Annotated in this window: 18 protein-coding genes and 1 pseudogene; 9 read left to right on the top strand and 10 right to left on the bottom strand. The window is 68.9% G+C overall.

Annotated features, from left to right (window positions below):
* Both ACGLYG10_RS16440 and ACGLYG10_RS14915 read right to left on the bottom strand, forming a co-directional pair.
* Positions 1–201: pseudogene (locus ACGLYG10_RS16440) on the bottom strand (hypothetical protein); the annotation flags it as partial.
* Between the two features lie 253 nt (positions 202–454).
* Complete coding sequence (locus ACGLYG10_RS14915) at positions 455–862, bottom strand: Rid family detoxifying hydrolase (protein WP_073333703.1); 408 nt, start codon at positions 860–862, stop codon at positions 455–457.
* Between the two features lie 137 nt (positions 863–999).
* On the opposite strand from ACGLYG10_RS14915, the gene pgm reads away from it, so the two are divergent.
* On the top strand, positions 1,000–2,679 hold the full coding sequence (gene pgm, locus ACGLYG10_RS14910) for a phosphoglucomutase (alpha-D-glucose-1,6-bisphosphate-dependent) (protein WP_073333701.1): 1,680 nt from the start codon (positions 1,000–1,002) through the stop codon (positions 2,677–2,679).
* Positions 2,680–2,789: 110 nt separating this feature from the next.
* On the opposite strand, the gene ACGLYG10_RS14905 is transcribed toward pgm, so the two are convergent.
* Complete coding sequence (locus ACGLYG10_RS14905; RefSeq protein WP_244542705.1) at positions 2,790–3,383, bottom strand: hypothetical protein; 594 nt, start codon at positions 3,381–3,383, stop codon at positions 2,790–2,792.
* A 565-nt stretch (positions 3,384–3,948) separates the two neighbouring features.
* Here ACGLYG10_RS14905 and ACGLYG10_RS14900 point away from each other — a divergent pair.
* The gene (locus ACGLYG10_RS14900) at positions 3,949–5,100 is read left to right on the top strand and encodes a YwiC-like family protein (protein ID WP_073333698.1); all 1,152 of its coding nucleotides are present in this window, start codon (positions 3,949–3,951) and stop codon (positions 5,098–5,100) included.
* 94 nt (positions 5,101–5,194) lie between these two features.
* On the opposite strand, the gene hisC is transcribed toward ACGLYG10_RS14900, so the two are convergent.
* On the bottom strand, positions 5,195–6,265 hold the full coding sequence (gene hisC / locus ACGLYG10_RS14895) for a histidinol-phosphate transaminase (RefSeq protein ID WP_073333697.1): 1,071 nt from the start codon (positions 6,263–6,265) through the stop codon (positions 5,195–5,197).
* 106 nt (positions 6,266–6,371) lie between these two features.
* Here hisC and ACGLYG10_RS14890 point away from each other — a divergent pair, with 106 nt between their 5' ends.
* Entirely contained in the window at positions 6,372–6,779 is a 408-nt protein-coding gene (locus ACGLYG10_RS14890; protein WP_073333694.1) for a phage holin family protein, read from the top strand.
* Positions 6,780–6,862: 83 nt separating this feature from the next.
* Here ACGLYG10_RS14890 and ACGLYG10_RS14885 read toward each other — a convergent pair whose 3' ends face one another.
* From ACGLYG10_RS14885 to ACGLYG10_RS14875, 3 genes are all read right to left on the bottom strand, one after another.
* The gene (locus tag ACGLYG10_RS14885; RefSeq protein WP_073333692.1) at positions 6,863–8,914 is read right to left on the bottom strand and encodes a hypothetical protein; all 2,052 of its coding nucleotides are present in this window, start codon (positions 8,912–8,914) and stop codon (positions 6,863–6,865) included.
* Positions 8,914–9,138, bottom strand: coding sequence for a hypothetical protein (locus tag ACGLYG10_RS14880; RefSeq protein WP_073333691.1), 225 nt, complete (start codon positions 9,136–9,138; stop codon positions 8,914–8,916). The genes ACGLYG10_RS14885 and ACGLYG10_RS14880 overlap by 1 nt, the downstream gene beginning before the upstream one ends.
* A gap of 175 nt (positions 9,139–9,313) precedes the next feature.
* Positions 9,314–10,084, bottom strand: a complete 771-nt coding sequence (locus ACGLYG10_RS14875; protein WP_073333689.1) for a hypothetical protein — start codon at positions 10,082–10,084, stop codon at positions 9,314–9,316.
* A 1,357-nt stretch (positions 10,085–11,441) separates the two neighbouring features.
* Here ACGLYG10_RS14875 and ACGLYG10_RS14870 point away from each other — a divergent pair.
* Positions 11,442–12,404 carry an ATP-binding protein gene (locus tag ACGLYG10_RS14870; RefSeq protein WP_073333687.1) on the top strand — a complete coding sequence of 321 codons (963 nt, stop codon included), beginning with the start codon at positions 11,442–11,444 and terminating at the stop codon, positions 12,402–12,404.
* Positions 12,405–12,545: 141 nt separating this feature from the next.
* Positions 12,546–13,970: an adenylosuccinate lyase gene (gene purB, locus ACGLYG10_RS14865; RefSeq protein WP_073333684.1), complete on the top strand. Its 1,425-nt coding sequence runs from the start codon at positions 12,546–12,548 to the stop codon at positions 13,968–13,970.
* A gap of 110 nt (positions 13,971–14,080) precedes the next feature.
* On the opposite strand, the gene ACGLYG10_RS14860 is transcribed toward purB, so the two are convergent.
* Complete coding sequence (locus tag ACGLYG10_RS14860; protein ID WP_073333682.1) at positions 14,081–14,860, bottom strand: hypothetical protein; 780 nt, start codon at positions 14,858–14,860, stop codon at positions 14,081–14,083.
* A 543-nt stretch (positions 14,861–15,403) separates the two neighbouring features.
* Between ACGLYG10_RS14860 and ACGLYG10_RS14855 the strand changes: the two genes are divergently transcribed.
* From ACGLYG10_RS14855 to ACGLYG10_RS14845, 3 genes are all read left to right on the top strand, one after another.
* The gene (locus tag ACGLYG10_RS14855) at positions 15,404–15,685 is read left to right on the top strand and encodes a metal-sensitive transcriptional regulator (protein ID WP_073333679.1); all 282 of its coding nucleotides are present in this window, start codon (positions 15,404–15,406) and stop codon (positions 15,683–15,685) included.
* 89 nt (positions 15,686–15,774) lie between these two features.
* Positions 15,775–16,038, top strand: coding sequence for a heavy-metal-associated domain-containing protein (locus ACGLYG10_RS14850; RefSeq protein ID WP_073333677.1), 264 nt, complete (start codon positions 15,775–15,777; stop codon positions 16,036–16,038).
* A gap of 25 nt (positions 16,039–16,063) precedes the next feature.
* Complete coding sequence (locus tag ACGLYG10_RS14845; protein ID WP_073333674.1) at positions 16,064–18,838, top strand: heavy metal translocating P-type ATPase; 2,775 nt, start codon at positions 16,064–16,066, stop codon at positions 18,836–18,838.
* A gap of 176 nt (positions 18,839–19,014) precedes the next feature.
* On the opposite strand, the gene ACGLYG10_RS14840 is transcribed toward ACGLYG10_RS14845, so the two are convergent.
* On the bottom strand, positions 19,015–19,758 hold the full coding sequence (locus ACGLYG10_RS14840) for an ABC transporter permease (protein WP_073333672.1): 744 nt from the start codon (positions 19,756–19,758) through the stop codon (positions 19,015–19,017).
* A complete protein-coding gene (locus ACGLYG10_RS14835) occupies positions 19,755–20,657 on the bottom strand; it encodes an ABC transporter ATP-binding protein (RefSeq protein WP_073333669.1) in 903 nt (300 codons plus the stop codon). The genes ACGLYG10_RS14840 and ACGLYG10_RS14835 overlap by 4 nt, the downstream gene beginning before the upstream one ends.
* Before the next feature lie 151 nt (positions 20,658–20,808).
* On the opposite strand from ACGLYG10_RS14835, the gene ACGLYG10_RS15670 reads away from it, so the two are divergent.
* On the top strand, positions 20,809–22,741 hold a 1,933-nt coding region (locus ACGLYG10_RS15670; protein WP_211483032.1), incomplete at its 3' end, for a sensor histidine kinase.

The following is a 22,741-nucleotide window of genomic DNA, read 5'->3' as shown; positions in this document are numbered from 1 at the left end:
GGTGTCAGGCCGGCCAGGTCCAGCACCCCCCTGGCCTCCCCGGATCTTCTCCCGCCCAGCCTGAATCAGGGCCGCCAGCTCCGCCTCATCGTGCGCCGAGCCCAGGTGCTCCACAACCCGGCGCACCCCGTGCTCCTTAGCCACGATCTGCACCGCCGTAGCACCAGAAGCGGTACGCACCTTACGAACATACGGGCTCACACACCATCACTCTACCGCCCACCGGATTAGTGCCCCACAACCACCAACCCAACCGCACCACACCAACGAAAAACCCCGATCACCCCAGCGACCTGTCAGGAGTCAGGTGACCACCGACGTCGAGGACTGGGCCTGAGGTCCGGCGCCCACTGACCGAGGCTGACAACACTACTGACAACTACTGTTAATTTCTTAACAGTAGTTGTCAGTAGCTTGTCAGTAGCAGGTGCCGCGGCGGCGTCGGCGGCACCCCTCAGGGGCGCACCGCGACGGCCTCGATCTCCACGCCCGCGCCGAGCGGCAGCGCCGCCACCTGGAAGGCCGCCCGGGCGGGCAGCACCGCGCCGGTGAAGAAGCGCGCGTAGACCTCATTGACGGCGGCGAAGTCGGCAATGTCGGCCAGCAGCACCGTGGTCTTGACAACGTGCTCGTACCCCAGTCCGGCGGCCTCGAGGATCGCGCCGATGTTGTTCAGCACCCGCTCGGCCTGGGCCTGGATACCGCCGTCGACCAGTTCTCCGGTGGCCGGGTCGAGCGGCACCTGCCCGGAGATGTAGACGGTGGCGCCGCTGCCCGCGCCGGTGGACACGGCCTGGGAGTACGGGCCGACGGCGGCCGGGGCGCTAGTGGTGGCAATGGCGGTCTGTGCAGCGGTCGACATGGCGGCATCCTAAGCACGCAGGGCCGCCGTGCGTCACATGGCGTCACATGGGGACGCGGCGTCGCATCGCCAAAACCAATACGTCCGATCTCCGGGATTCCCAGGACACACTCCGTGGTCCGTGACACACTGCACCCATGCACGAACGCGCAGGACTTCCCGCCCAACCAGAGGACCTCATTGATGTCGATGAGGTCGTCAACGCCTACTACGAACTCGTCCCCGACCCCGCCGTCCCGACCCAGCAGGTCGTCTTCGGCACCTCCGGGCACCGCGGCTCCTCCCTGGACACCGCCTTCAACGAGGCCCACATTGTGGCCATCACGGCGGCCATCGTCGAATACCGTCGCTCCCAGGGCACCGACGGCGTGCTCTACATCGGTCGCGACACGCACGCCCTGTCCGAGCCCGCCTGGCGCACCGCCATCGAGGTGCTCTCCGGCGCCGGCGTTACCACCGCCGTCGACGCCCGCGGCTCCTACACGCCCACCCCCGCCGTCTCCCACTCGATCCTCCTGGCCAACGGCGCCGGCACCGAGTCCGGCGTGCGCACCACCGGCCCGGGCCTGGCCGACGGCATCGTCGTCACCCCCTCGCACAACCCGCCCCGCGACGGCGGCTTCAAGTACAACCCCCCGCACGGCGGCCCCGCCGACTCCGACGCCACCAGTTGGATCGCGGCGCGCGCCAACGAGCTGCTCGCCGGCGGCTGGCGAGACGTGCCGCGCGTGCCCATCGCCGACGCGCTCGACGGTAACTACGTCGTCAAGCACGACTACCTCGAGACCTACGTGGCCGACCTTGAGAACGTCATCGACATGGACGCCATCCGCGAGGCCGGCGTGCGCATCGGCGCCGACCCGCTCGGCGGCGCCTCCGTGGACTACTGGGGCGCCATCGGCGAGCGCTACGGCCTGGACCTGACCGTGGTCAACCCGAAGGTCGACCCGACCTGGTCGTTCATGACGCTGGACTGGGACGGCAAGATCCGCATGGACTGCTCCTCCCCCAACGCCATGGCCTCACTGCGCAATGCCATGACCCCCGACGCCGAGGGCAACACCCCCTACGACGTCGCCACCGGTAACGACGCCGACTCCGACCGCCACGGCATCGTCACCCCCGACGGGCTGATGAACCCCAACCACTACCTGGCCGTCGCGATCGAGTACCTGTTCACCCACCGGCCCGGCTGGCCCGCGGACGCCGCCGTCGGTAAGACGCTGGTGTCCTCCAGCCTGATCGACCGGGTGGTGGCCGCCATGGGCCGCAAGCTGGTGGAGGTGCCGGTCGGCTTCAAGCACTTCGTGCCCGGCCTGCTGGACGGCTCCGTCGGCTTCGGCGGCGAGGAGAGCGCCGGCGCCTCCTTCCTGCGCAAGGACGGCACCGTGTGGAGCACGGACAAGGACGGCATCATTCTGGCCCTGCTGGCCAGCGAGATCATCGCCGTCACCGGCAAGACCCCCTCCCAGCTGCACGAGGAGCAGGTGGAGCGCTTCGGCGCCTCCGCCTACGCCCGCATCGACGCCGCCGCCACCAAGGAGGAGAAGGCCAAGCTGGCGGCCCTGTCGCCGGAGGACGTCACCGCCACCGAGCTGGCCGGGGAGCCGATCACCGACCGCCTGGTGCGCGCCCCCGGCAACGACGCCCCCATCGGCGGGCTCAAGGTCACCACCGAGAACGCCTGGTTCGCCGCGCGCCCCTCGGGCACGGAGGACGTGTACAAGATCTACGCCGAGTCCTTCAAGGGTGCCGAGCACCTGGCCCAGGTCCAGGAGGAGGCCAAGCAGGTCGTCTCCGCCGCCCTCGGCGCCTGATCGCCGCACGGTAGGCACAGCACCGCGCCACAACACAGCCGGGGTCCGGCGATGGGGTAGCCCCGTCGCCGGGCCCTCTGTGTCACCGCTTCCCTGCGCTCCTCGTTTGGTCAGCTCTCACGCCAGCAGCCCAGGCGGCGGGCCACCGGCTCGACGAGTTGCACGGTCTGCCGCGAGAGCACCTGGGCGCTGGTCAGCCTGAGTGGCACATAACCCCGCCGCAGCAGAGACTGGTCACGCCTATGGTCATTCTCCCAAGACTCCCGGTCGCCGTGATAGGCGTATCCGTCCGTCTCGATGACCAGGCGTCCCATGAGCAGGTCAACCTCGAAGCCGAGATCGGCGGCGACTTCCGGCTCCTGCCCGGCCTCCTGCAGGTCGTACCGAGCAATCGTCTCCAGGAGTGATCGAGCCCGAGGATCGGCCCGTCCCAGCAGGGACCGCAGGCGACCATTGCGCGGGCCTGCCAACCTCGCTAAAAGCATGGTCTCGTGAACCAGGCCAACCCTCAGCGCAGCGTCCAGCGCTATCAACGCATCGAGCTCGTCGGCACACCGCATAACCGTCAGCACAACGGATTCGGGATCGGCGATCGGCGGTTCCAGAGGGCCACGCGGCACCAGCCCCTCAACCCGGTGGATGACAACCCGCCCCACTCCGGACGGGATATGACTGCGCCCGCGCCGAACCGCGACGTGAATCACAGTCGGCTCCTCGCGGAGGGGAATCCCGTAGTGGGCAAGAGCGTGCCCGCAAGTCAGTAGCCCGCCGATGCGCCTCGCCACGACCTTCGCCCGGTCGGCCTGCGGCAGTGCGACGACCCCCTGGGGATAGGAACTGACCTTGCCTCCCTCCACTAACGCTGAGAGGGCACGCCAGTCGGAGCGGTCACGGCACAGACTTGCACGCCTCGCCGCGCCGCCGCAGCGACCGAGGTCAACCAGGAGACGACCTTCTCTGTCTACATGATCCACAACCAAATACTGTCAAACATCACGCAAAACACCCAATGAGCAACTACGTCCTGTGGAAAACTTGCACCTCCCGGCGCGTCTTCGGAGCTGTGGGCCGTCCGCACGGGCCTTTCCTCCACCCACCCCATCCGCAGATACCGGCATCGGTGTCACTAAATGCACCACATTCGTGCTGCCCCACCCACGAGTCGGAAATCCAGGCGCAGCATCGCGCGGTTCGCAGCGACACCGAGGACGCACAACGTCTGAAAGTGGTGCATTCCCTGACACTTCCACGCCAATTAGGCTGACCTGCGTGACACAGCAGCGCCCCTCGGACCCCTCCGACCGCCACATCGAGTACGTCTCCGGGCAGCCGGAGACCGACGCCGACGCAACCACCGCGTCCACGTCGTCAGAGGACTTCGCCCGGGGCCCCCGCGGCCGTATCCCATACCAGCAGTCGCGCCCCGGCCCCGAGGATGACCGCCTACTGGCCACCGGCGAGCCCGTGCGCCCGTCCTCTGTGCGGGCCGGCGGCGCCAGGTCGGCCTCCGCGCGGTCCGGTGCGTCAGCGACGAGTTCCACCACGCCCGGCCCGTCCGCGGCACGTCCGGGTGGACAGCCCGGACGTCGAGCCTGGCTGCCGAACCAGCACGGCGCGCACTACATGCTGCTGCTGCCGCCGATCATGGGCTGGGTCGTGGGTGGCTTCAGCTGGGTGAACCTGTTGTTCATCCCCGCCTGGCTGGGCGCATACCTGACCTACTGGGCCTGGTCGCAGTGGGCGCGCGCACGCTCCCCGCGCCGGCGGGCGCTGGCACTGCCCCCGCTGGCGGTCTACACCACGTGGACGGCGCTGCTCGGCGTGGTGACGCTGGCGGTCGCCCCTTACCTGCTGCAGTGGGTGGTATTGTTGGCGCCCCTGTGCGCAATCGCCCTGTGGGAGTCCTGGCGCGGTCGGGAGCGCTCCCTGCTTTCGGGGTTGGCGACGACGGCGGCCGCCGCCCTGATGGCGGCCATCACCTACTCACTCGGCGTCGGCGGCCGCGGCGGTTTCCTGGGGCTGGGGGCGGATGCCACGAGCCTGCCCGGTGTCTCACCCAATGGGGAGCTGACCGGCTGGGCCTGGATGTGGCCGGTGACCGCATTGACGGCGGCCTACTTCTGCGGGACGGTGCCGTACATCAAGTCGATGATCCGCGAGCGCTTCAACCGGCCGCTGCTCGCGGGCGCGGTCGCCTGGCACGTGCTGGTCGCCGTGGCCACGGTGTCGCTGGCCCGCGGCGGCTGGCTGCCCGTCGCGCACGCCGCCTTGTGGGTGGTGCTGGCGGTGCGCTCCCTGGCCGTTCCACTGTGGCAGTGGCATCTGGTGCGTGCTCGCCGCGCTCCGTTGCGGCCGCGGACCATGGGCGTCGCCGAGATCGTCTTCTGCCTGCTGTTCGTACTCACCCTCGCCATTCACTGAACCCCGCCGACCCGGAGGACGCCACAGCGGGGTGCGGGGACGCCCTTGCGGGCCGGCCCGGGTGTCCGTTCGGCGATGTTCGATCGCTCGCCCGTCAGCGGGCCGGCCAGGCTGCGGTGGCGGCCAGCACGCGGTCATTCTCGGCCGGTGTGCCGATGGATACGCGCACGCCCTCGCCGGAGAAGGGCCGAGCCAGGATTCCGGCCGCCCGGAAGTGCGCGGCGAGCGCGTCGGTCTGCTCCCCGACGGCCAGCCAGAAGAAGTTCCCCTGCGCGTCGGGCACCTGCCAGCCCTGTGCTCGCAGCGCGGCCAGTACCCGATCGCGCTCGGTGGCGACGACGGCGGCGCGGCGGGCGGTCTCGGCCAGCGCCGCGGGCTCCAGTGCGGCGATCGCGGCGGCCTGTGCCGGCAGGTTGACGCCGAAGGGCGTCGCCACGGAGCGGATGGCGGAGACGATGCCGGGCTCGCCCACCAGGTAGCCCACGCGCATGCCCGCCAGGGCGTGTGCCTTGGAGAAGGTGCGGCTTACCAGCAGGTTCGGGTGATCGGCCAGCAGGGTGAGCGCGTCGCCGACCGCGGGGTCGGTGACGAAGTCGAGGTAGGCCTCGTCCACAATCACCAGCACCCGCTCGGGAACACCCTCCACCAGTGCGGTGAGCTCGTCCGCAGTCAGGGCCGGCCCACTGGGGTTGTTGGGGGTGCAGGCGAGCAGGGCGCGGGTGCGGGACGTGACAGCGGCGATCATGGCGGCCACGTCGTGGCGGCCGTCGGCGGTCAGCGGCACCTTGACGGCGCGCGCGCCGGCCACGGCGATGCAGATCGGGTAGGCCTCGAAGGAGCGCCACGGCAGGACGACGTCGTCGCCCTCGTCGCAGATGGTGTCCAGTACGTGCTGGATCAGGGCGACGGAACCGTTGCCGACCACAACCTGCTCCGGCGCGACCGCGTGGCGCTGGGCGATGGCCTCCACGAGCGCATCCCCGGTCATCTCCGGGTAGCGGTTGACGCCGCCAGCGGCGGCGGTCAGCGCCGCCAACACGCTCTCCTGCGGCGGGTAGGGCAGCTCGTTACTGGACAGCTTGGCGACCTCCTCCCCGGTGGAGCGGGCGCCGGGAACATACGCGGGCAGAGTTTGGACGGCGGGGCGGATGTGCACGTCGGTCATGTCCTCATCCTGGCACGCGAGCGTGGCACGTGGTGGCGCACCAAGTGACGCGTATCCGGTTCCGCTTCGGCTTCCCGCCACCCGCGGCGTCTGCGAGGATTGGGGCATGGACCTGATTGTTCGCACACTCGGGAACGCCGCCGGCCTGTGGTTGGCGGTGGCGCTGTTGGACGGCATGGTCGTTCCGGGCACGCCCAGCCTGGCGCTCACCCTGTTCAACCTGCTGGTGGTGGGCCTGATACTGGCGCTGGTGAACTCGCTGATCAAGCCGGTGGCCAAGGTGGTGGCCTTCCCTCTGTACGTGGTGACCTTCGGGCTGTTCGCCCTGGTGGTCAACGGGGCGATGCTCGTGCTCACCAGCTGGATCACGGACGTGCTCGCCGGGGTGAGCCCCGGAACGGGGATGACGCTGGGCCTGCACGTGGCCTCCTTCGGCACCGCGATTGTGGGCTCGCTGATCGTGTCGATTGCGTCGGCGATCATCGTCGGCCTCCTGGGACCGAACCAGCGCTGACTGGGTGCGCACCGCCCGCCCAGGGGTTCACGGGCGGCAGGGGCGGGGTCGGGCGGCGGTAGTGCACCCCGCCCGCACGGGGCTCACCCCTTCTTGCCGACGGTGCTCGCGGCCTTCTCCCAAGCCGTTTCGGGGCTGTCGCGGGTGATGTCGAAGATGATCTCGGTGGTGTCGGCGCCGGACTCACCCGACCCGGTCAGGCCGGCGAGTTCTTCGGTCCACTGGTCGATCTGGGGGTCGCCACTGATGCCGTCGACGGCGTCGGCGTAGATCGGCGCCCCATGCGGGTAGCCGTTCACGCCGGCGGCGTGGGTGTCCACGGTAACCACGGTGCGGGTGGGCGTGCGCGGGGTGGCGGTGCCGTCGAGCGCGGGCACGGCGTCGCCCGTGTTCTCGATGTGGAGGGCGTTGACGTTGTCCGGCAGGTTCGCGCCCGCGGTGGGGCCGCCGGCGGTGAGCAGGTTGGTGATGTTGAACTGGGCGTTGACGGCCGGGTCCGCGGCCACGTTGGAGGCGGTGATGGCGCCCTGGGAGTGGCCGTAGAGTCCGACCTTGTCCCCCGGGGCGATCCCGGCCTCGCGCATGGCGGTGACGACGGCGCTCTCCATGTCCGTGGGGCGGCCGGAGACGGCCTGGAGGTTGGTCAGCAGGTCCTGCGGGTTGGTGTTGCCGCTGCCCCAGTCGGTGGTGCCGGGGACGACGACGAGCCAGGAGGTGGTGCCGTCGGCGTGGTCGGTGCGCAGGATGGAGACGATGCCGGAGGAGGTGTCCTCGTCGCTGCCCTTCATGTCGGCGGAGTAGCGGATGACCTCGGCCGCCGTGCCGGGCTGTGGCGCGGTCGTGCACGCCTGCGGCATGCCGGCCGCAACCGCGGGCACGGCGGTCCCGAGTCCGAAGGGGTCCTGCACGCCGGTCGGGACCGTGACGGACTGCCCGCCGTGCGGGGTCACGGTCACGCCCGTGGGCTCCCCATAGCGTTGCGTCCCCGCCTGCTCCGAGCGCAACGCCAGGTAGTAGGCCACGCGCTGCATGGGCGTCAAGGAGGAGGTGTCCACCGTGCGGCTGCCGACCTGCACCTGCGCGGGCAGCGCGGCGGTGATGGCGGGGTCCAGCTCCTCGGCGACCTGCCCGATGTAGGTCTCTATGACCGCGGCCTCGTGTCCGGTGTTCGCCTGCTGCGCCCACACCGTAAGACCGACGAGGATCAACAGGTCGGTGGTGGCCCAGCCCGCTAGCAGGGGGTCGTTCAGCACGGTTTCGAGTCCCTGGAGGACGTCGTCGACGCCGTCGGGCAGGGTGACGCCGTCGGCGCTGAGCAGGGCCAGGATTGCAACGGCCACCTGGGCTCCCGGGGAGGTGCTTGTCACGCCGGGGATATTCGATCCCAGGCGCACCCCCTGTAGCAGGAGGAGCCACTTGCCGTCGATCTCCGTGTCGGCATCGGTGTAGGCGGTGCCGCAGGCAGTGACGTCGGTGGCGAGCGTGCGCAAGCTGGAGGCGGCGTCGTCGAGGGAACCGACCCCGCTGGTGAGTGCCTCCAGGGCGGCGATGGCATTGGTGCGCTCGGTGGCAGAGGGGCCGAGCGCCCAGACGAGGCACTGCCCGCCGCCCGAAGTCAGGGCGTCGCTCTTGGACGCGAAACCGGAACTGCTCTGGTCGGAGGCGGTCGAGGACTGACTGGACGTGCCGAATCCGAAGTCGCGCTGACTCGAGCCGAACAGGGGCTGGGTGTACATGGTGAATCCGAGGCCGCCGCAGCGCAGGTCCGTCAAGCAGGTCAGTGCCAGGTCGCGGGCGTCCTCCAGCCAGTCGGCGGCGCTGTTGAGGGTGGCGGCCAGGCCGGTGAGGTCGTCGGTGTTGACCCCGTAGGCGCCCCCGCTGACGACGACGCTGGTGCCGCTCGCCATGCCGGGCCAGGTGAGGCTGTAGGGAAGCGTCGCGTCCGGGGTGTAGGGGCCCGCACCGGCAGAGGTGCTCGCCTGGCCGGTTGCGGGCTGCCCGAACGGGGTGGAACCGGCGGGGACACCGCTCGGAGTGGCGGTGCTGACCAGTGGGGTGCGCAGGTCCAGCGCATCGAGGGCGTCCAGGTCCTGGGCGGACGGAGTAGACGGAGCGGGCGAGGTGGTGGTGCTCATTAGTTCTCTCCCTCTTGACTCTTGGCGTTCTCGTATGCGGTCATGGCGTCTTGGGCGTCGGTCATGAGCGTGTCCAGACCGGCGATCAGCGCGACGACGTCGTCGAGGCTGGTCTGGCAGGCGGTTGCGGCGGCGCCGGTCCAGCCGGCCGGCACCGAGGCCGGGACCATGGCGGTACCGGTGGTGGTCTTGTCAGCGGCGAGGCTGAGGAGAAAGGAAGACATGCCTCGAAGCTAAGGCGGCGGGGCACGGCCGTGCAGAGGGCCTGTGAATGCGGCGAGCGCAGGGGTGCACGAACACTCCCTGTGGGTTTTGGCGAGCGCCCCGGTGCGCCGCCGGGCTAAGCGCGTCGAACGGGCAACTGACGGAAGCGCGGCGGTGTGGGGCGACCGCGGATCTTTACGCGGCGTCGGCCGGTTGCGGGGAGCGGCGGTCGTTGCGGACGCCCGCGCGCAGGGCGATCGCGCCGACTGCATCCACACCGACCGCCAAAGCCAGCACCAACCACCAGGAGGGCGCGATCAGGGTAAGGCCGTAGGCGGCTGCGGCGGCAGCAACCAGCGCAACGGCCGCGAGCGCCGCGACCATGACCGTGCTGCGCCGTCCGACCAGCTCCATGACTGCGAGCAGGCCGACGCCCACCGCCAGGCCCACGGCGGCAGCGGTAGCCGCTACCAGCAGCGTCTGCTCGGTTCCGGCCAACGCCAGTCCGGCCCACGCGGCCAGGCCTGTGACCGACAGCAGCAGGTCGAGCACCACCAGCAGCGCGCCCGTGCGCCCACCGGGGCACAGCTCCCCGACGGCGGTCGCGGCCGAAGTCCCGGCTGCGGCCTGTGGCCCGGCGCCGACCGCGGCCGAAGCCCCGGGTGCTGCCCGTTGCCCGGAGGCACTACCGCCAATGGTCGATACGCCGGCCGCCGGCACGGCAGGTCCGCCGTGGCGCAACGCGAGGAATCCGCCCAGCGCCATACACGCCGTCGCCACCCAGGGTGTCGGGAACGGCACCAGCTGCGGCAGTAGCAGCACCGCGGTCACGGCTACCGGCAGCGCGGGCGCGGTCGCGCGCAGCAGGGCGCGGGCCCGGGCGGCGATCGGCACCAGATCGTTGATCCACTGGGGCACGTCGGCGGAACTCGGTGCGGGCGAGTTGCGGCTGGAGGGCTCGCTCATGGGGTCATCCTCCCCTCCGATCTACCGGCACGCCCGCAGGCCGGGCCCGGCTTCCCCGGTTGACGGTTCGTGCGTTAAGGGGCCCTTCGTGTGTGGGGGTGTGGCTGGTGGTGTGTTCTGGCCGGTCCGAGGACGGCCTCTCCCGCGCTCTAGCGCTGCCCTCCCGCGCCCGAGGGAGGCCTGCCGCATCGTGGTTCCATACGGCCGCACCCTCAAGCTCAAGCGCCAAGCGCTGGTCGGCGCTGGTTTCCGACCTTGGGGTGTGGTTTACGACCACCCCGGGGTCGTAAACCACACCCCAAGGTCAGAAAACGACATGACAGCCGTCCCACGGGAGCACAGCCGACCCGGGAATCGGGGGGGGCTCCTCGGGATCACGGGTGTGGTGGTGTACAGGTAAGAGCCTGGCGACGGTCATTGTGGACGTCCGGCAGGAGCGTTCTGGCAGGCACGATGGGGAAGGGCAGGCGCAATTGATCGCCGCGAGCCTGGACAGGCCACAACAGGTCCCGGCGAGTCCCGGCATCTCATGCCGCCGGTGTGCAGCCAGCGCACCCCGAGGGACGAGTCCCGGCGAGTCCCGGCCTCACCCTCTCGGATGCGGCGGTCCGGGCGGGAGGACTCGGCTGCTCGCCTGACGGGGCACCCCCCTTCTCGGGTCGACGATTCGACACTTCCGACGACGGTACGTACCTTCTGATCAACGATTCGTACTCCTATGGGACGGTACGTACCTCTAGGTGCCGAACCGTCACGAGAGGGTACGAATCGCCGGTGCTAAGTGCCGAACCGTCAACCACAGGTACCAACCGCCAGGGCCCGCGCCGACCTACGCGCCAGATCCCACCCGGGAAAACACACCAGACAACCCAACCCACCCCCTCCCAGCACCCCGACCGACCCGCACCCGGCAGCGAAGCGACGGAGCAGACGCACCCCGGGAGCCCGGCGTTGGCGATGCACCCGCCGCCAGCCACAGCACACGCACCTCAAACGCTACTGACCCAGGCATCAATGAAAAGGCCCGACCCCCGCACTCCAGCCGGCAGCACCCACCCCCACCAACCACACCCACCAACGCGAAGAGCCAGATAATCTCGACCCGGACCTGGTAAAGAGCTTCATACGCAACGCACGGGCGGAGTCAACCGCACTGAGGGACCAGTCGGACGCAGACGTCCTGCTCAACCTGAACATCCTGACGGAGGAGGGCGTAGCAACGGTAGCCGGCCTGTACGCCCTGGGCCGGTACCCGCAGAGACAGTTCCCTACTCTGGCAATCACGGCGGTGGCCACAGGCGATGAAGGCGGCTCACGGGCCACCGACCGGCTCAGGATCGACGGACCGATTCCGCGAATGCTTACCGCAGCCGTTGAGTGGGTGTCTCAGAATGCGCGCACCAACATCGAGCTCGGCGAGGACGGACACGCCCGCAACGTGTACGAATACCCACCGGTCGCCGTTCGCGAACTGATTGCTAACGCGCTGGTCCACCGCGATCTGTCTGAGCCAGCCTTATCGAAAGGAGTGGAGATCCGCCTGACGCGCGACCGTCTCATCATCTCAAGCCCCGGCGGCCTGTGGGGACTGACCGTGGATCAGTTGGGTACTCGTGACGGTAAGTCGGCCGTCAACGAGCGCCTGTACGACATCTGTACCTTCACCACCGACGCTGATGAACGTCGCGTGATTGAGGGTCTGGGAACCGGCATCCGTGCTGTGCGCGTAGCCCTACGCCAAGCCGATATGGAGCCTGTCCGCTTCCAGGACATCGGCATACGATTCACGGCGCTGTTGCCGAGGGCGGCACTGCTATCGCCTTCCGACTTGACTTGGCTCGCCGACCTCGACACCGAGGGGCTTGGAGTCGACCAGCGTCATGCCCTGGCAGAGATGAGACACGGTCGCTCCTGGACCAACTCGACCTACAGGCGTCGGTTCGGTCTGGACTCCGCTGAGGCCCGGCGACAGCTGCAAGAACTTGTCAACCTGGGACTCGCTGAGACCTCGGGAACAAGGGGCTCGACGTCCTATGCGCTGGCATCCGCCGGTGGACAAGCCGATAACCCCGATAGCTCGGGAAACTCGGCCCAGAAGGATGAAACTCGAGTTCCTGAGGAGGTAGCCGCCGTCTCCACCAATGCCGCGGTGGTCTGGTCGTGTCTGGGGACCACGCCGAAGACACGCGCACAGATAGCCGAAGCGACAGGACTCACCGACCGCCAAGTCAAATGGGCGCTCGACCGCCTGAAGACCGCCAGTTTCGTCGTTTTCCAAGGCCGCCAGGGATCCACCGCCACCGCCTACCGTCGCGCCTGACGCGTCCCGCCTGCATCGCGACCTACTGCGCACTTCCTGCGCGCCCTCCGCAAGCAGGTTTTGCTCCGGTCGTGCGGCGCCTGACGGCGTTCTCTGAGACAGCAGCCTCCGCCCACGGCCGCAGCTGGCAGAATCGGCATCATGGTCGACCTCGCCACCGTCTCCCCAGCCATCGCCCTCGGCCCCCTCGACGGCCGCTACCGCGCCGCCGCCGCGCCACTGGTCAACTACCTGTCCGAGGCCGCCCTGAACCGGGCGCGCCTGCGCGTGGAGGTGGAGTGGCTCATCCACCTGACCGACCACCGCGTGCTGCCCGGCGCCCCCACACTGTCCGACGCCGAAAAGACCTATCTGCGCGGCGTCGTCGACTCCTTCGGCGCCACGGAGATCGCCGAACTGGCCGAGATCGAGGCGGTCACCCGCCACGACGTCAAGGCCGTTGAGTACCTGCTCAAGCGCCGCCTGGACGCCGCCCCGGACGTCCTGGGCGCCACGGCGCTGCCCGAGATGCACGAGATCGTCCACATCTTCTGCACCAGCGAGGACATCAACAACCTCGCCTACGCGCTGACCATTCGCGACGCCGTCGCGCAGGTCTGGCTGCCGGCGGCCCGCGGGCTGGTGGACGACCTGGCCGCCATGGCCCGCGAGCACGCCGACGCCGCCATGCTCGCCCGCACCCACGGCCAGCCGGCCACCCCCACCACGCTCGGCAAGGAACTGGCGGTTCTGGCCCATCGGCTGCGCCGCCAGGCCACGCGGGTGGAGGCCGCCGAGTACCTGGGCAAGATCAACGGCGCCACCGGCACCTTCGGCGCGCACGTGGTCGCGGTGCCCGGCGCCGACTGGGAGCAGATCGCCCGCGCCTTCGTCGAGTCCCTGGGCCTGACCTGGAATCCGCTCACCACCCAGATCGAGTCCCACGACTGGCAGGCGGAGCTGTACGCCGACGTCGCCCGCTTCAACCGGATCGCCCACAATCTGGCCACCGATGTCTGGACCTACATCTCGCTGGGCTACTTCCGCCAGCGCCTGAGTGCGCAGGGGTCCACCGGCTCCTCCACCATGCCGCACAAGGTCAACCCGATCCGCTTCGAGAACGGGGAGGCGAACCTGGAGATCTCCTGCTCCCTGCTGGATACGCTCGCCGCCACCCTGGTCACTTCCCGCCTGCAGCGCGATCTGACGGACTCCACCACCCAGCGCAACGTGGGCGTGGCCTTCGGGCACTCGCTGCTGGCGATCGACAACATTCGCCGCGGCCTGGCCGGGCTCGACGTCGACCACTCCCGCCTGGCGGAGGACCTCGACGCCACCTGGGAGGTCCTGGGCGAGCCGGTGCAGCAGGCCATGCGCGCGGCGTCGGTGGCCGGGGCCACCGGCATGGCCGACCCCTACGAGCGGCTCAAGGAACTCACGCGCGGCAAGCGGGTCACGGCCGCCTCCATGCACGAGTTCATCTCCTCTCTGGGCATGCCCGCCGACGTCGAGGCGCGGTTGCTGGCGCTGACGCCCGCGACCTACACGGGCCTGGCCGCCCGCCTGGTTGGTCACCTGGACGACTGAGCCGCGGTGCCGCAGGGGCGCCGACCTGCGATGGTGCCGCCTTCGACGACGGCGTGCGCCGTATGCGACGACGCGCCCAGACGACTCGGGCATCGAGGCGCGGCGGGGCCTCACATGCTGGCGAAGACGATCATGATCAGGATGAAGACCACCCAGCCGATCCCGGTTGCCACCAGCTTCTCGATGTTGCTGGTGTCTTGGTTCTGATTGCTCTGATTGCGCGGTTGGGGTGCCGGGCGTGAGCCGTTTGGCGCCGAGGCCGGAGGGCGTCCGTAGGGGTCCTGGACGGGTGGACGCGGCCGCTGTGGCGGTGGGCCGTAGGCGGTGGCGGACGGCATCGCCGGTTGCGGACGGTGCAACTGCACTGGCGCGTAGGGATTCTGGGCCGGGTTCCCGGTGCCAGGGGGCGGCATTGTCCCTGCAGGCATACCGCCGACGGCACCGGAAACTTGTCGCGGTCCCGGCGTCGGGACGACACCGTAACCGGCCGCGACACGTGAGGACTGCCGCTGCATGGGAACCGACACAGCCGGGGTCGGCGCCACCATTCCCCGGCCCGATGCCGACGGGGAAGCGGGCTGCGCCTGGGGCCGGGCGGTGGACTGGCGGTGGCTGGACGTGTGCGTGGCCTGCTGGTGCTGCTTGCGGGTGGTGGGCTGAGCAGTGCGGGGCCGGGTGGCGCCGGATGACGAGGCGGGACGCGCATCGGCGCCACCCGCCTCAGAGGCGGGCGCGGCGTCTAGCACCGAGACGTCGAAGATGGGCGAGCCCATGAGCGGGTCGCCCAGGACGCTGCCGAAGGGGGCGTCGTCGAAGCCGATGTCGCTGGGTTCCCAGCCGATCGGAGCCCATGAGGCCTCCAGGTCCGCGGGGACACGCTGCTCAGTCATATGACCAGCATCCCACAGCCGATGCATCTCAGCCCAGGCATCATCCCTCCCACACTCTCCTCCTGACGAGAGCCTCGATACGGGGAACCACCCGCATCGCTGTCACGGAATGCACCAGTTTCAGCACAGGCCGTGGGTGACCCTCTACGGACATCCGCATGATTACGCGGATCACAGTGTCGGCCGTACATCGACACGAATGAAAGTGGTGCACTTTGTGACACCACCTGCGTGCCATCTGCTTGGGTCTCGCCACCTCCCCCACTGAATGCAGCTGCAAGCAGCCAGATTTCAGACATCGGGTGCCACCCGCCGAATCCGTCGCCTTCCCCGACACTTTGCACCCTGCTCCGAGGCTTTGTTCTCTGGCGTGCGGCAAACTCCCGTACACCAGGAGGCGAAGGGTCGCAGCAAGCGTTCGTGGTGAGGTGTCCGGTCCACCCAACGGGCATTGCAACCCCTACCCCCTAGGGGTATCGTAAGGGCCGTCGGTCAGCACAGATCGGCCGGCACTACGTGCACCACGTACGGGCAGGAGGAGTGATGGCCGGATATACGGGAACCAAGGAGGAATACCTCAAGCGGCTCAGCCGCATCGAGGGCCAGGTGCGCGGCATCTCGCGCATGGTCCAGGAGGACGCCTACTGCATCGACGTACTCACCCAGGTTTCCGCGGTCACCAAGGCGCTACAGGCCGTCAGCCTCGGCCTGCTCGAGGATCACATGAACCACTGTGTCCTGCACGCGGCACAGTCCTCCGACGAGGAGGGCCGCGCCAAGATCCGCGAGGCCTCCGACGCGATCGCCCGCCTGGTCAAGTCCTGACCCCGCCTCGCGGGCTGCGCCCGCCCACGCCGGCATCCGCCGCCCGCAAGCCAGACCCAAAACCACACACCGAAATCAAGGAGCCCATCATGTCCGAGTTCACCGCCGACGGCGTCGACCGCACCACCACCCTGAGGATCTCGGGGATGACCTGCGACCACTGCGTCACCCATGTAACCGAGGAGCTGGAGGCCCTCGACGGCGTCAAGAACGTCTCCGTCATTCTCAACAAGGGCGGCCAGTCCGTGGCCACGGTCGTCTCCGACGTCGTCCTGTCCGACGCCGCCCTGGCCGAGGCCATTGACGAGGCGGGCGCCTACACCCTCGACGCCGTCGAACGCGACGCCGCCTGAGCTCACACTGGAGGCCGATCAACACATGTCTGAGCCGACTCAGCCCACCACCACCGACCTCGCCCCCAGCCCGGCGCCGGTCGCCACCGTCGACCTCGTGGTCGGGGGGATGACCTGTGCCTCCTGCGTGGCGCGCGTGGAGAAGAAGCTGGGCAAGCTCGACGGGGTCGAGGCCTCCGTAAACCTCGCCACCGAGTCCGCGAAGGTCACGCTGACGCAGCCGGTGTCCAACGAGGAACTGATCAACGCGGTAGCCCGGGCCGGTTATACGGCCACCGTCACCGACCGTACCGAGCTCCGCGCCGACGACGGCGCCCCGGCGCCCGACGCCACTTCCAACACCACCGCCGAAGCCCGCGCCGAGCGGACTCCCGGATCCGGTACGGCGAGCACCTCCGAGTCCGACAACGCCGGGGCACTCCTCCCGAACACCGATACCGCCGCCGACACCGGGCCCGTCGGCACGTCGACTGCCCCGGACTCCGCGACGCCGCCGACACCGACCCCCGTGTTCGGCCAGTCGCAGGCCGACCGCGCCGAGTACCTGCGCACCCGACTGATCGTCAGTCTGGTGCTGTCGATCCCGGTGATGGCACTGTCAATGCTTCCGGTGCTGCAGTTCACCGGCTGGCAGTGGGTGCTGGCGGCGTTGGCCCTGCCGGTGGCGACCTGGGGCGCCTGGCCCTTCCACCAGGCGGCCTTCCGGGCGATCCGCCACGGCGCCTTCACCATGGACACGCTGGTGTCGCTGGGCGTGATCGCCGCGACCGGCTGGAGTCTGTGGGCACTGCTCTTCGGCGGCGCCGGCGAACTGGGCATGCGCATGAGCATGGAGTTCATCCCGCGCGCCCAGGGGCACCAGGTGCACATGTACTTCGAGTCCGCCGCCTGGGTGACCACCTTCCTGCTGGCGGGCCGTTACGCGGAGGCACGCGCCCGCTTCCGCTCCGGCGACGCTCTGCGCGCCCTGCTTCAGCTAGGCGCCACCCAGGCCACCCGGGTCACACTGACCTCCCCCGCCGGTTCCACCGACGCCGTCGACGTGCTCGACGACGACGGCGCCCCCCTACCCGATGCCACCCGCTCCGAGGAGACGGTCGCGATAGACGCCTTGGCCGCCGGAGACCTGTTCGTGGTGCGGCCGGGCGAGAAGATCGCCACCGACGGCGTGGTCATCGAGGGCCGCTCCGCCGTGGACGCGTCCATGCTCACCGGTGAATCCGTGCCGGTGGAGACCGGCCCCGGCGACGCCGTCACCGGCGGCTGCATGAACACCTCCGGCGTGCTGCTGGTGCGGGCGACGGCGGTGGGCGCGGGGACCACGCTGGCGCGCATCGGCGCAATGGTCACCGACGCGCAGGCCGGCAAGGCGCCCGTGCAGCGGCTGGCCGACCGCATCTCCGGGGTGTTCGTGCCCGCGGTGATCGTACTGGCCCTGGCCACGCTGGCGGTGTGGCTGCTGCTGGGGCACCCGGCGCAGCACGCATTCATGGCCGCCGTTGCCGTGCTGGTGATCGCCTGCCCCTGCGCCCTGGGGCTGGCGACGCCGACGGCGCTGCTGGTCGGCTCCGGGCGCGCCGCCCAGCTCGGCGTGGTCATCAAGGGCCCGGAGGTGCTGGAGTCCACGCGCACGCTGGACACGATCGTGCTGGACAAGACCGGCACCGTCACCGAGGGCCGCATGCGCCTGGACGCCGACGGGATCGTCACCTGGGACGCCGCCGAAGTAGAGGGCGGGGTGGAAGCCGCAGCGGAGGATTGCAGCACGCCTCCAGAGCCTGGAGCCGAGACCGCCGGGGCAGAGTCGGCCGGGGCGGGGGAGCCGCTCGAAGGCGTGGCGGGGCTGGCGGGAGCGATCCGAGGCACGAGGATCGCGGATGGTAGCCGAGAGGGGCTTCACCGCCCCGGCCCCGAGAGCAGGCGATTGCGCGCCCTCGCCCTGGCGGGGAGCGTGGAGGCCGCCAGCGAGCATCCGGTGGCCCGGGCGATCACCGAAGCCGCCAAGGAACGGCTCGAGCAGGTACCGGCGGTGCGGGACTTCTCCAACCACGAGGGGCGGGGCGTGTCCGGCACCGTGTCACTGGACGGAACCGCCTACCGGGTCCGGGTGGGCCGCCCCGCCTGGCTGGCGGAGCAGGGCGTGGACCTGCCCACGCAGGCGACCGACGCCGTCGCCGCCGCGCAGGAGTCCGGGGCGACGGCCGTCGTACTCGCCGTGGACGGCGTCGCCCGGGCGGTGCTGTCCGTGCGGGATACGGTGCGCTCCTCCTCCCGGGAGGCGGTTGCCGCACTGCGCGAGCTCGGCGTCCGGCCGATGCTGCTGACCGGTGACAACCGCCGCACCGCCGCCCGGGTGGCTCGGGAGGTCGGTATCGACGCCGCCGACGTGCGCGCCGAGGTGCTGCCGGGCGACAAGCGCGATGTGATCGCCGGTCTGCAAGACGAGGGCCGCGTGGTGGGCATGGTCGGCGATGGCGTCAATGACGCCGCGGCCCTGGCTCAGGCGGGCACGCGCGGGCTGGGCTTCGCCATGGGGTCGGGCACGGACGTGGCCATCGAGGCCGCGGACATCACCCTGGTGCGCACCGACCTGGACGCCGTGGTGACGGCCATCCGCATCAGCCGGGACACGCTGCGAATCATCAAGCAGAACCTGTTCTGGGCCTTCGCCTACAACGTAGCCGCGATCCCCCTGGCCGCGGCGGGAATGCTCAACCCGATGATCGCCGGCGCCGCCATGGCCGCCTCCAGCGTCATCGTGGTCACCAACTCCCTGCGCCTGCGCAGCGCCGGAAAATAGCTGGAGGACATTACCCTGACTACCTCCGGATCATCGGCTGCTGTTGCTGGCTGGTTGCCGGCCGCTGCCCCGGAGGAGCGCAGCCACCACTACGCCCCACCGCCCAATGTGACTCCGACAACGGTCAGCCCCAGCAGCCGACGCGGCACGCGCCGAGGACGGTCCGCTCCAGCATCTCACGTCCAGCGCATCAGCTTGGTGGCTGCCCAAAACAGTGCCGCCCCGACGACGCCAGTGACGCCGAGCCCGATCAGCGCGTCACTCGGCTCGGCCACGCCCGTCAGCGGCCAGCGCAACGCGTCGAGCAGGTAGGTCAGCGGCAGGAAGTTGGCGAGCGTCTGCATCCATCCCGGCAGAATCTTCAGCGGCAGCACCGCACCGGAGGTGAAGCCCATGGGCAGAAGCATGATCATAACCGCCAGGGAGACTGCGGTGACGGTGGGCAGCACCAGGCCGACGAGCATGCCCAGCGAGTAGAAGACTAAAGTCCCCAAGAACACCGGCACCACGGTTAGGATCGCCCATGGCGACAACGTCACGCCGACCGCCGGCAAAAACCCGGTGAGCACGACGAGCACCGCCTGCACGAGAGCGGAGGCGACGGCGACGGCCAGCGCCGAGGCGAGGATTGAGCTCACGGTCATTGGCGCGCTGCGCAGAACACGTCCGACTCCGTTCTCCCGCCACTCGACAATTGTTACGGCACCGGCGAACATGCCAACAAAAGCCACTCCAAAGCCCATGACGTTGGGGCTGATGAGGTCAACGATGTCATGGCCGTCCATCCCTGGTTGGTCACCCATGGTCAAGGCAAGGACAACCAGCAGTGCCGGAGGGAATACATAGGAGAAGAACATGGTGGCCGGATCACGCAGATTGGTGCGCGCCAGGGAAACTGTTAGGGCTTTGAAGGGAGTCATGACTCGTACTCCTTTCCTGTGAGGTCCATAAACGCATCCTCCAGAGTCGGGCCATGCACCTGCGCGCCTGCGGTCGGCACACCCGCAGCACCGAGAGCCGCAAACGCCTCACCCACGTCACGCACGTGAACCACCAACCCGTCCGCACTCACGGTCGCAGCCGTCACCACATCCAGGCCGGTCACCGCCTCCAAATACGGCACCGCCCCGGGCAGCAGCACCGAGGCATCACTACCCACACCGGCAACCAGAGCAGAGGGAGAGGCCGTCGTCACCACCCGGCCACCATCAAGAATGGTGACCACATCGCACAGGCGCTCGACCTCCTCCAGATGGTGAGTCGTATACACCACCGTCGTGCCCTCCTCACGCGCCGACGCCAGCATGGCCACCAGGTCATGACGAGCCGTCGCATCCAGAGCCGCCGTCGGCTCATCCAAGAACAACACCTCCGGCCGATGCACCATCGCCGAGGCCACCGCCAACTTCTGCCGCTCACCACCAGAAGTCCGCTCCACACGCGAGTTGCGCACGTGTCCCAGACCCATGGCCTCAATGAGTTGCTCAGCCCGTGCTTGTGAGGCGCCGAATATCGCGGCGATGGCGGAAAGGTGCTCCCACACCGTGGCACGAGAAAAGAAGGCCGTGGCCTGCGGCTGAATCCCCACCCGCACCAGCAGACGCGGATCACGCGGCAACGGTGCCCGACCCAGCAGCTCCACACTGCCCGCCTGAGCACGGCGCGCACCCTGGATGATCTCCACCAGCGTCGTCTTACCAGCACCATTGGGACCGATCACACCGTGGAACGCCCCCCGCTCCACCACCAGATCCACGTCCCGCAGCACCTGGCGTCCCGCATATGACTGGCACACGCCGAGAACAACCACCGGCTGCACGACAGTCTCCTTTCATGGTCGAGCCTTCGGATAACTCGACCATGACACAGCAGCGGGACCCGGCTGTTCCGGCTTCCCTCCACGACCACTCCTACTTTGGTAGGAGGCTCATGATGTGGGCTAGTCTGTGGGCAGTCTTGAAAGGTCTCCCATGCCGACCCTGCCTCGTCCAGTGCTCGACGCCGCGCCGAGTCGGCTTCGTGCTGCGTGGCACGCCCACCGTGAACTCAGCGTCTTCACGGCCTTCAGCCTGGCCTTCTCCGCGTTGCCGATGCTGTTCCAGAGGTTCACTTTCACCGACGCGGTGGGTTTAGTGGTGCCGTGGGCGCTGCTGTTGATCCCCCGACGCCCCTGGATCGCCACGATCATCCTCGCACTAGGCGCAGCACACGGGCTCGTAGACGCTCAGGGACCCGGATTGGTGATGGCCGGATGGTTCGCCGTGTACGTACTCGTTCGTCGGGGTGGGTATCGGCAGGCTGTTGTCATTGTGGTGGCCATGGTGGCCGGCAACCTCCTAGCCTGGCAGGCGGGAACGAAGATGAATGACCTGTTCATCAGCCAGGTGTTGTGGATTGCCGTCTGTATGGGTATCGCCGCACCTCTGCGGCTTGCTGACGCCAACGTCTCCAGGGCCCGGGCCGCTCACGCCCAAGCCCTGCGCGAGCAGCGCGCCCTCATCGCCCGCGAACTCCACGACACCCTCGCCCGCGCCAACACCCAAATCGTCCTGCGCGCCCAACAAGCACAAGCCCACCTCCACAACCCCAACCACACCGACCAGATCAACACCGCCCTAGACGACATCATCACCACCGGCCACCAATCAGTCCTCGACCTGCGCACCATGCTGCGCCTCCTGAGACAAGACACCAACACCCCACTAGACCCCGCACCCCCCACACCCGACCTAACCACCACCCTCACCCAAGCCCGCCACAACCTCCACCAAGCCGGCCTCCACGCCACCGTCACCCACCAAGGCGACCCCACCCGACTGACCCCCACCCTGACCACCACCCTGACCCGCATCCTGGACGAATGCGTCGCCAACATGATCAAATACGCCGCCCCCGACGCCCAATGCACCATCCAACTCGACATCACCGACACCACCGCCGAACTCCTCGCCATCAACCCCCTAGCCGACACCCGACACACAACCCCCGCCACCTCATCCAAACTCGGCATCCTCGGCATCCAAGAACGCACCCACGCCCTCGGAGGAACCACCACCACCAAACACACCAACCACCAATGGATCATCCACACCACCCTCCCCCTCACACCCAACAACGCGGTTCAGGAACATGCGCCAGACGCTCCCGGAAACAGGCGTCGGCGGGGTCGTACGTGGGACTGGTTGCACGCCCATTGGGGCCTGAGTCTGCTGACCGCCGCCAGTGTTGTTATCGCCGCGGTCGACACGGTCGACGGCGGTATACGGTTCACCACCATAGTGGGTTTGGTGGTGCCGTGGGCGCTGCTGTTGATCCCCCGACGCCCCTGGACCGCCACCCTGATCCTGGCACTAGGGGCTGTACATGTGACAGCCAGCAACCAGTTCACCGGGACCGTTATAGCCGCGACTGCGGCAATCTGCGTCTTTGTTCGTCGGGGTGGCTATTGGCAGGCTGTTGTCATTGTGGTGGCCATGGTGGCCGGCAACCTCCTAGCCTGGCACGCAGGTCACGACATGTTCTATTCTCTACTGAGCCAACTGCTGTTGATCATCTTTTGTTTGGGGATCGCCTCTGCTCTGCGGCTTGCTGACGCCAACGTCTCCCGGGCCCGGGCCGCTCACGCCCAAGCCCTGCGCGAGCAGCGCGCCCTCATCGCCCGCGAACTCCACGACACCCTCGCCCGCGCCAACACCCAAATCGTCCTGCGCGCCCAACAAGCACAAGCCCACCTCCACAACCCCAACCACACCGACCAGATCAACACCGCCCTAGACGACATCATCACCACCGGCCACCAATCAGTCCTCGACCTGCGCACCATGCTGCGCCTCCTGAGACAAGACACCAACACCCCACTAGACCCCGCACCCCCCACACCCGACCTAACCACCACCCTCACCC

Origin of the sequence: Actinomyces glycerinitolerans (genome assembly GCF_900098745.1) — a bacterium.
In the GTDB taxonomy this organism is placed as follows: domain Bacteria; phylum Actinomycetota; class Actinomycetes; order Actinomycetales; family Actinomycetaceae; genus Actinomyces; species Actinomyces glycerinitolerans.
Note: the sequence above shows the minus strand (reverse complement) of the source record. Positions and strands in the feature narration are given on the sequence as shown.

Bases quoted from the DNA above. Each gene is read 5' to 3' on its own strand.
- ACGLYG10_RS14885 (WP_073333692.1), bottom strand. From the start codon at position 8,914: ATGAGCACCACCACCTCGCCCGCTCCGTCTACTCCGTCCGCCCAGGAC.
- hisC (WP_073333697.1), bottom strand. From the start codon at position 6,265: ATGACCGACGTGCACATCCGCCCCGCCGTCCAAACTCTGCCCGCGTAT.
- ACGLYG10_RS14915 (WP_073333703.1), bottom strand. From the start codon at position 862: ATGTCGACCGCTGCACAGACCGCCATTGCCACCACTAGCGCCCCGGCC.
- pgm (WP_073333701.1), top strand. From the start codon at position 1,000: ATGCACGAACGCGCAGGACTTCCCGCCCAACCAGAGGACCTCATTGAT.
- ACGLYG10_RS14870 (WP_073333687.1), top strand. From the start codon at position 11,442: ATGCTTACCGCAGCCGTTGAGTGGGTGTCTCAGAATGCGCGCACCAAC.
- ACGLYG10_RS14875 (WP_073333689.1), bottom strand. From the start codon at position 10,084: ATGAGCGAGCCCTCCAGCCGCAACTCGCCCGCACCGAGTTCCGCCGAC.
- ACGLYG10_RS14855 (WP_073333679.1), top strand. From the start codon at position 15,404: ATGGCCGGATATACGGGAACCAAGGAGGAATACCTCAAGCGGCTCAGC.
- ACGLYG10_RS14845 (WP_073333674.1), top strand. From the start codon at position 16,064: ATGTCTGAGCCGACTCAGCCCACCACCACCGACCTCGCCCCCAGCCCG.
- ACGLYG10_RS14850 (WP_073333677.1), top strand. From the start codon at position 15,775: ATGTCCGAGTTCACCGCCGACGGCGTCGACCGCACCACCACCCTGAGG.
- ACGLYG10_RS14840 (WP_073333672.1), bottom strand. From the start codon at position 19,758: ATGACTCCCTTCAAAGCCCTAACAGTTTCCCTGGCGCGCACCAATCTG.
- ACGLYG10_RS14890 (WP_073333694.1), top strand. From the start codon at position 6,372: ATGGACCTGATTGTTCGCACACTCGGGAACGCCGCCGGCCTGTGGTTG.
- ACGLYG10_RS14880 (WP_073333691.1), bottom strand. From the start codon at position 9,138: ATGTCTTCCTTTCTCCTCAGCCTCGCCGCTGACAAGACCACCACCGGT.
- purB (WP_073333684.1), top strand. From the start codon at position 12,546: ATGGTCGACCTCGCCACCGTCTCCCCAGCCATCGCCCTCGGCCCCCTC.
- ACGLYG10_RS14860 (WP_073333682.1), bottom strand. From the start codon at position 14,860: ATGACTGAGCAGCGTGTCCCCGCGGACCTGGAGGCCTCATGGGCTCCG.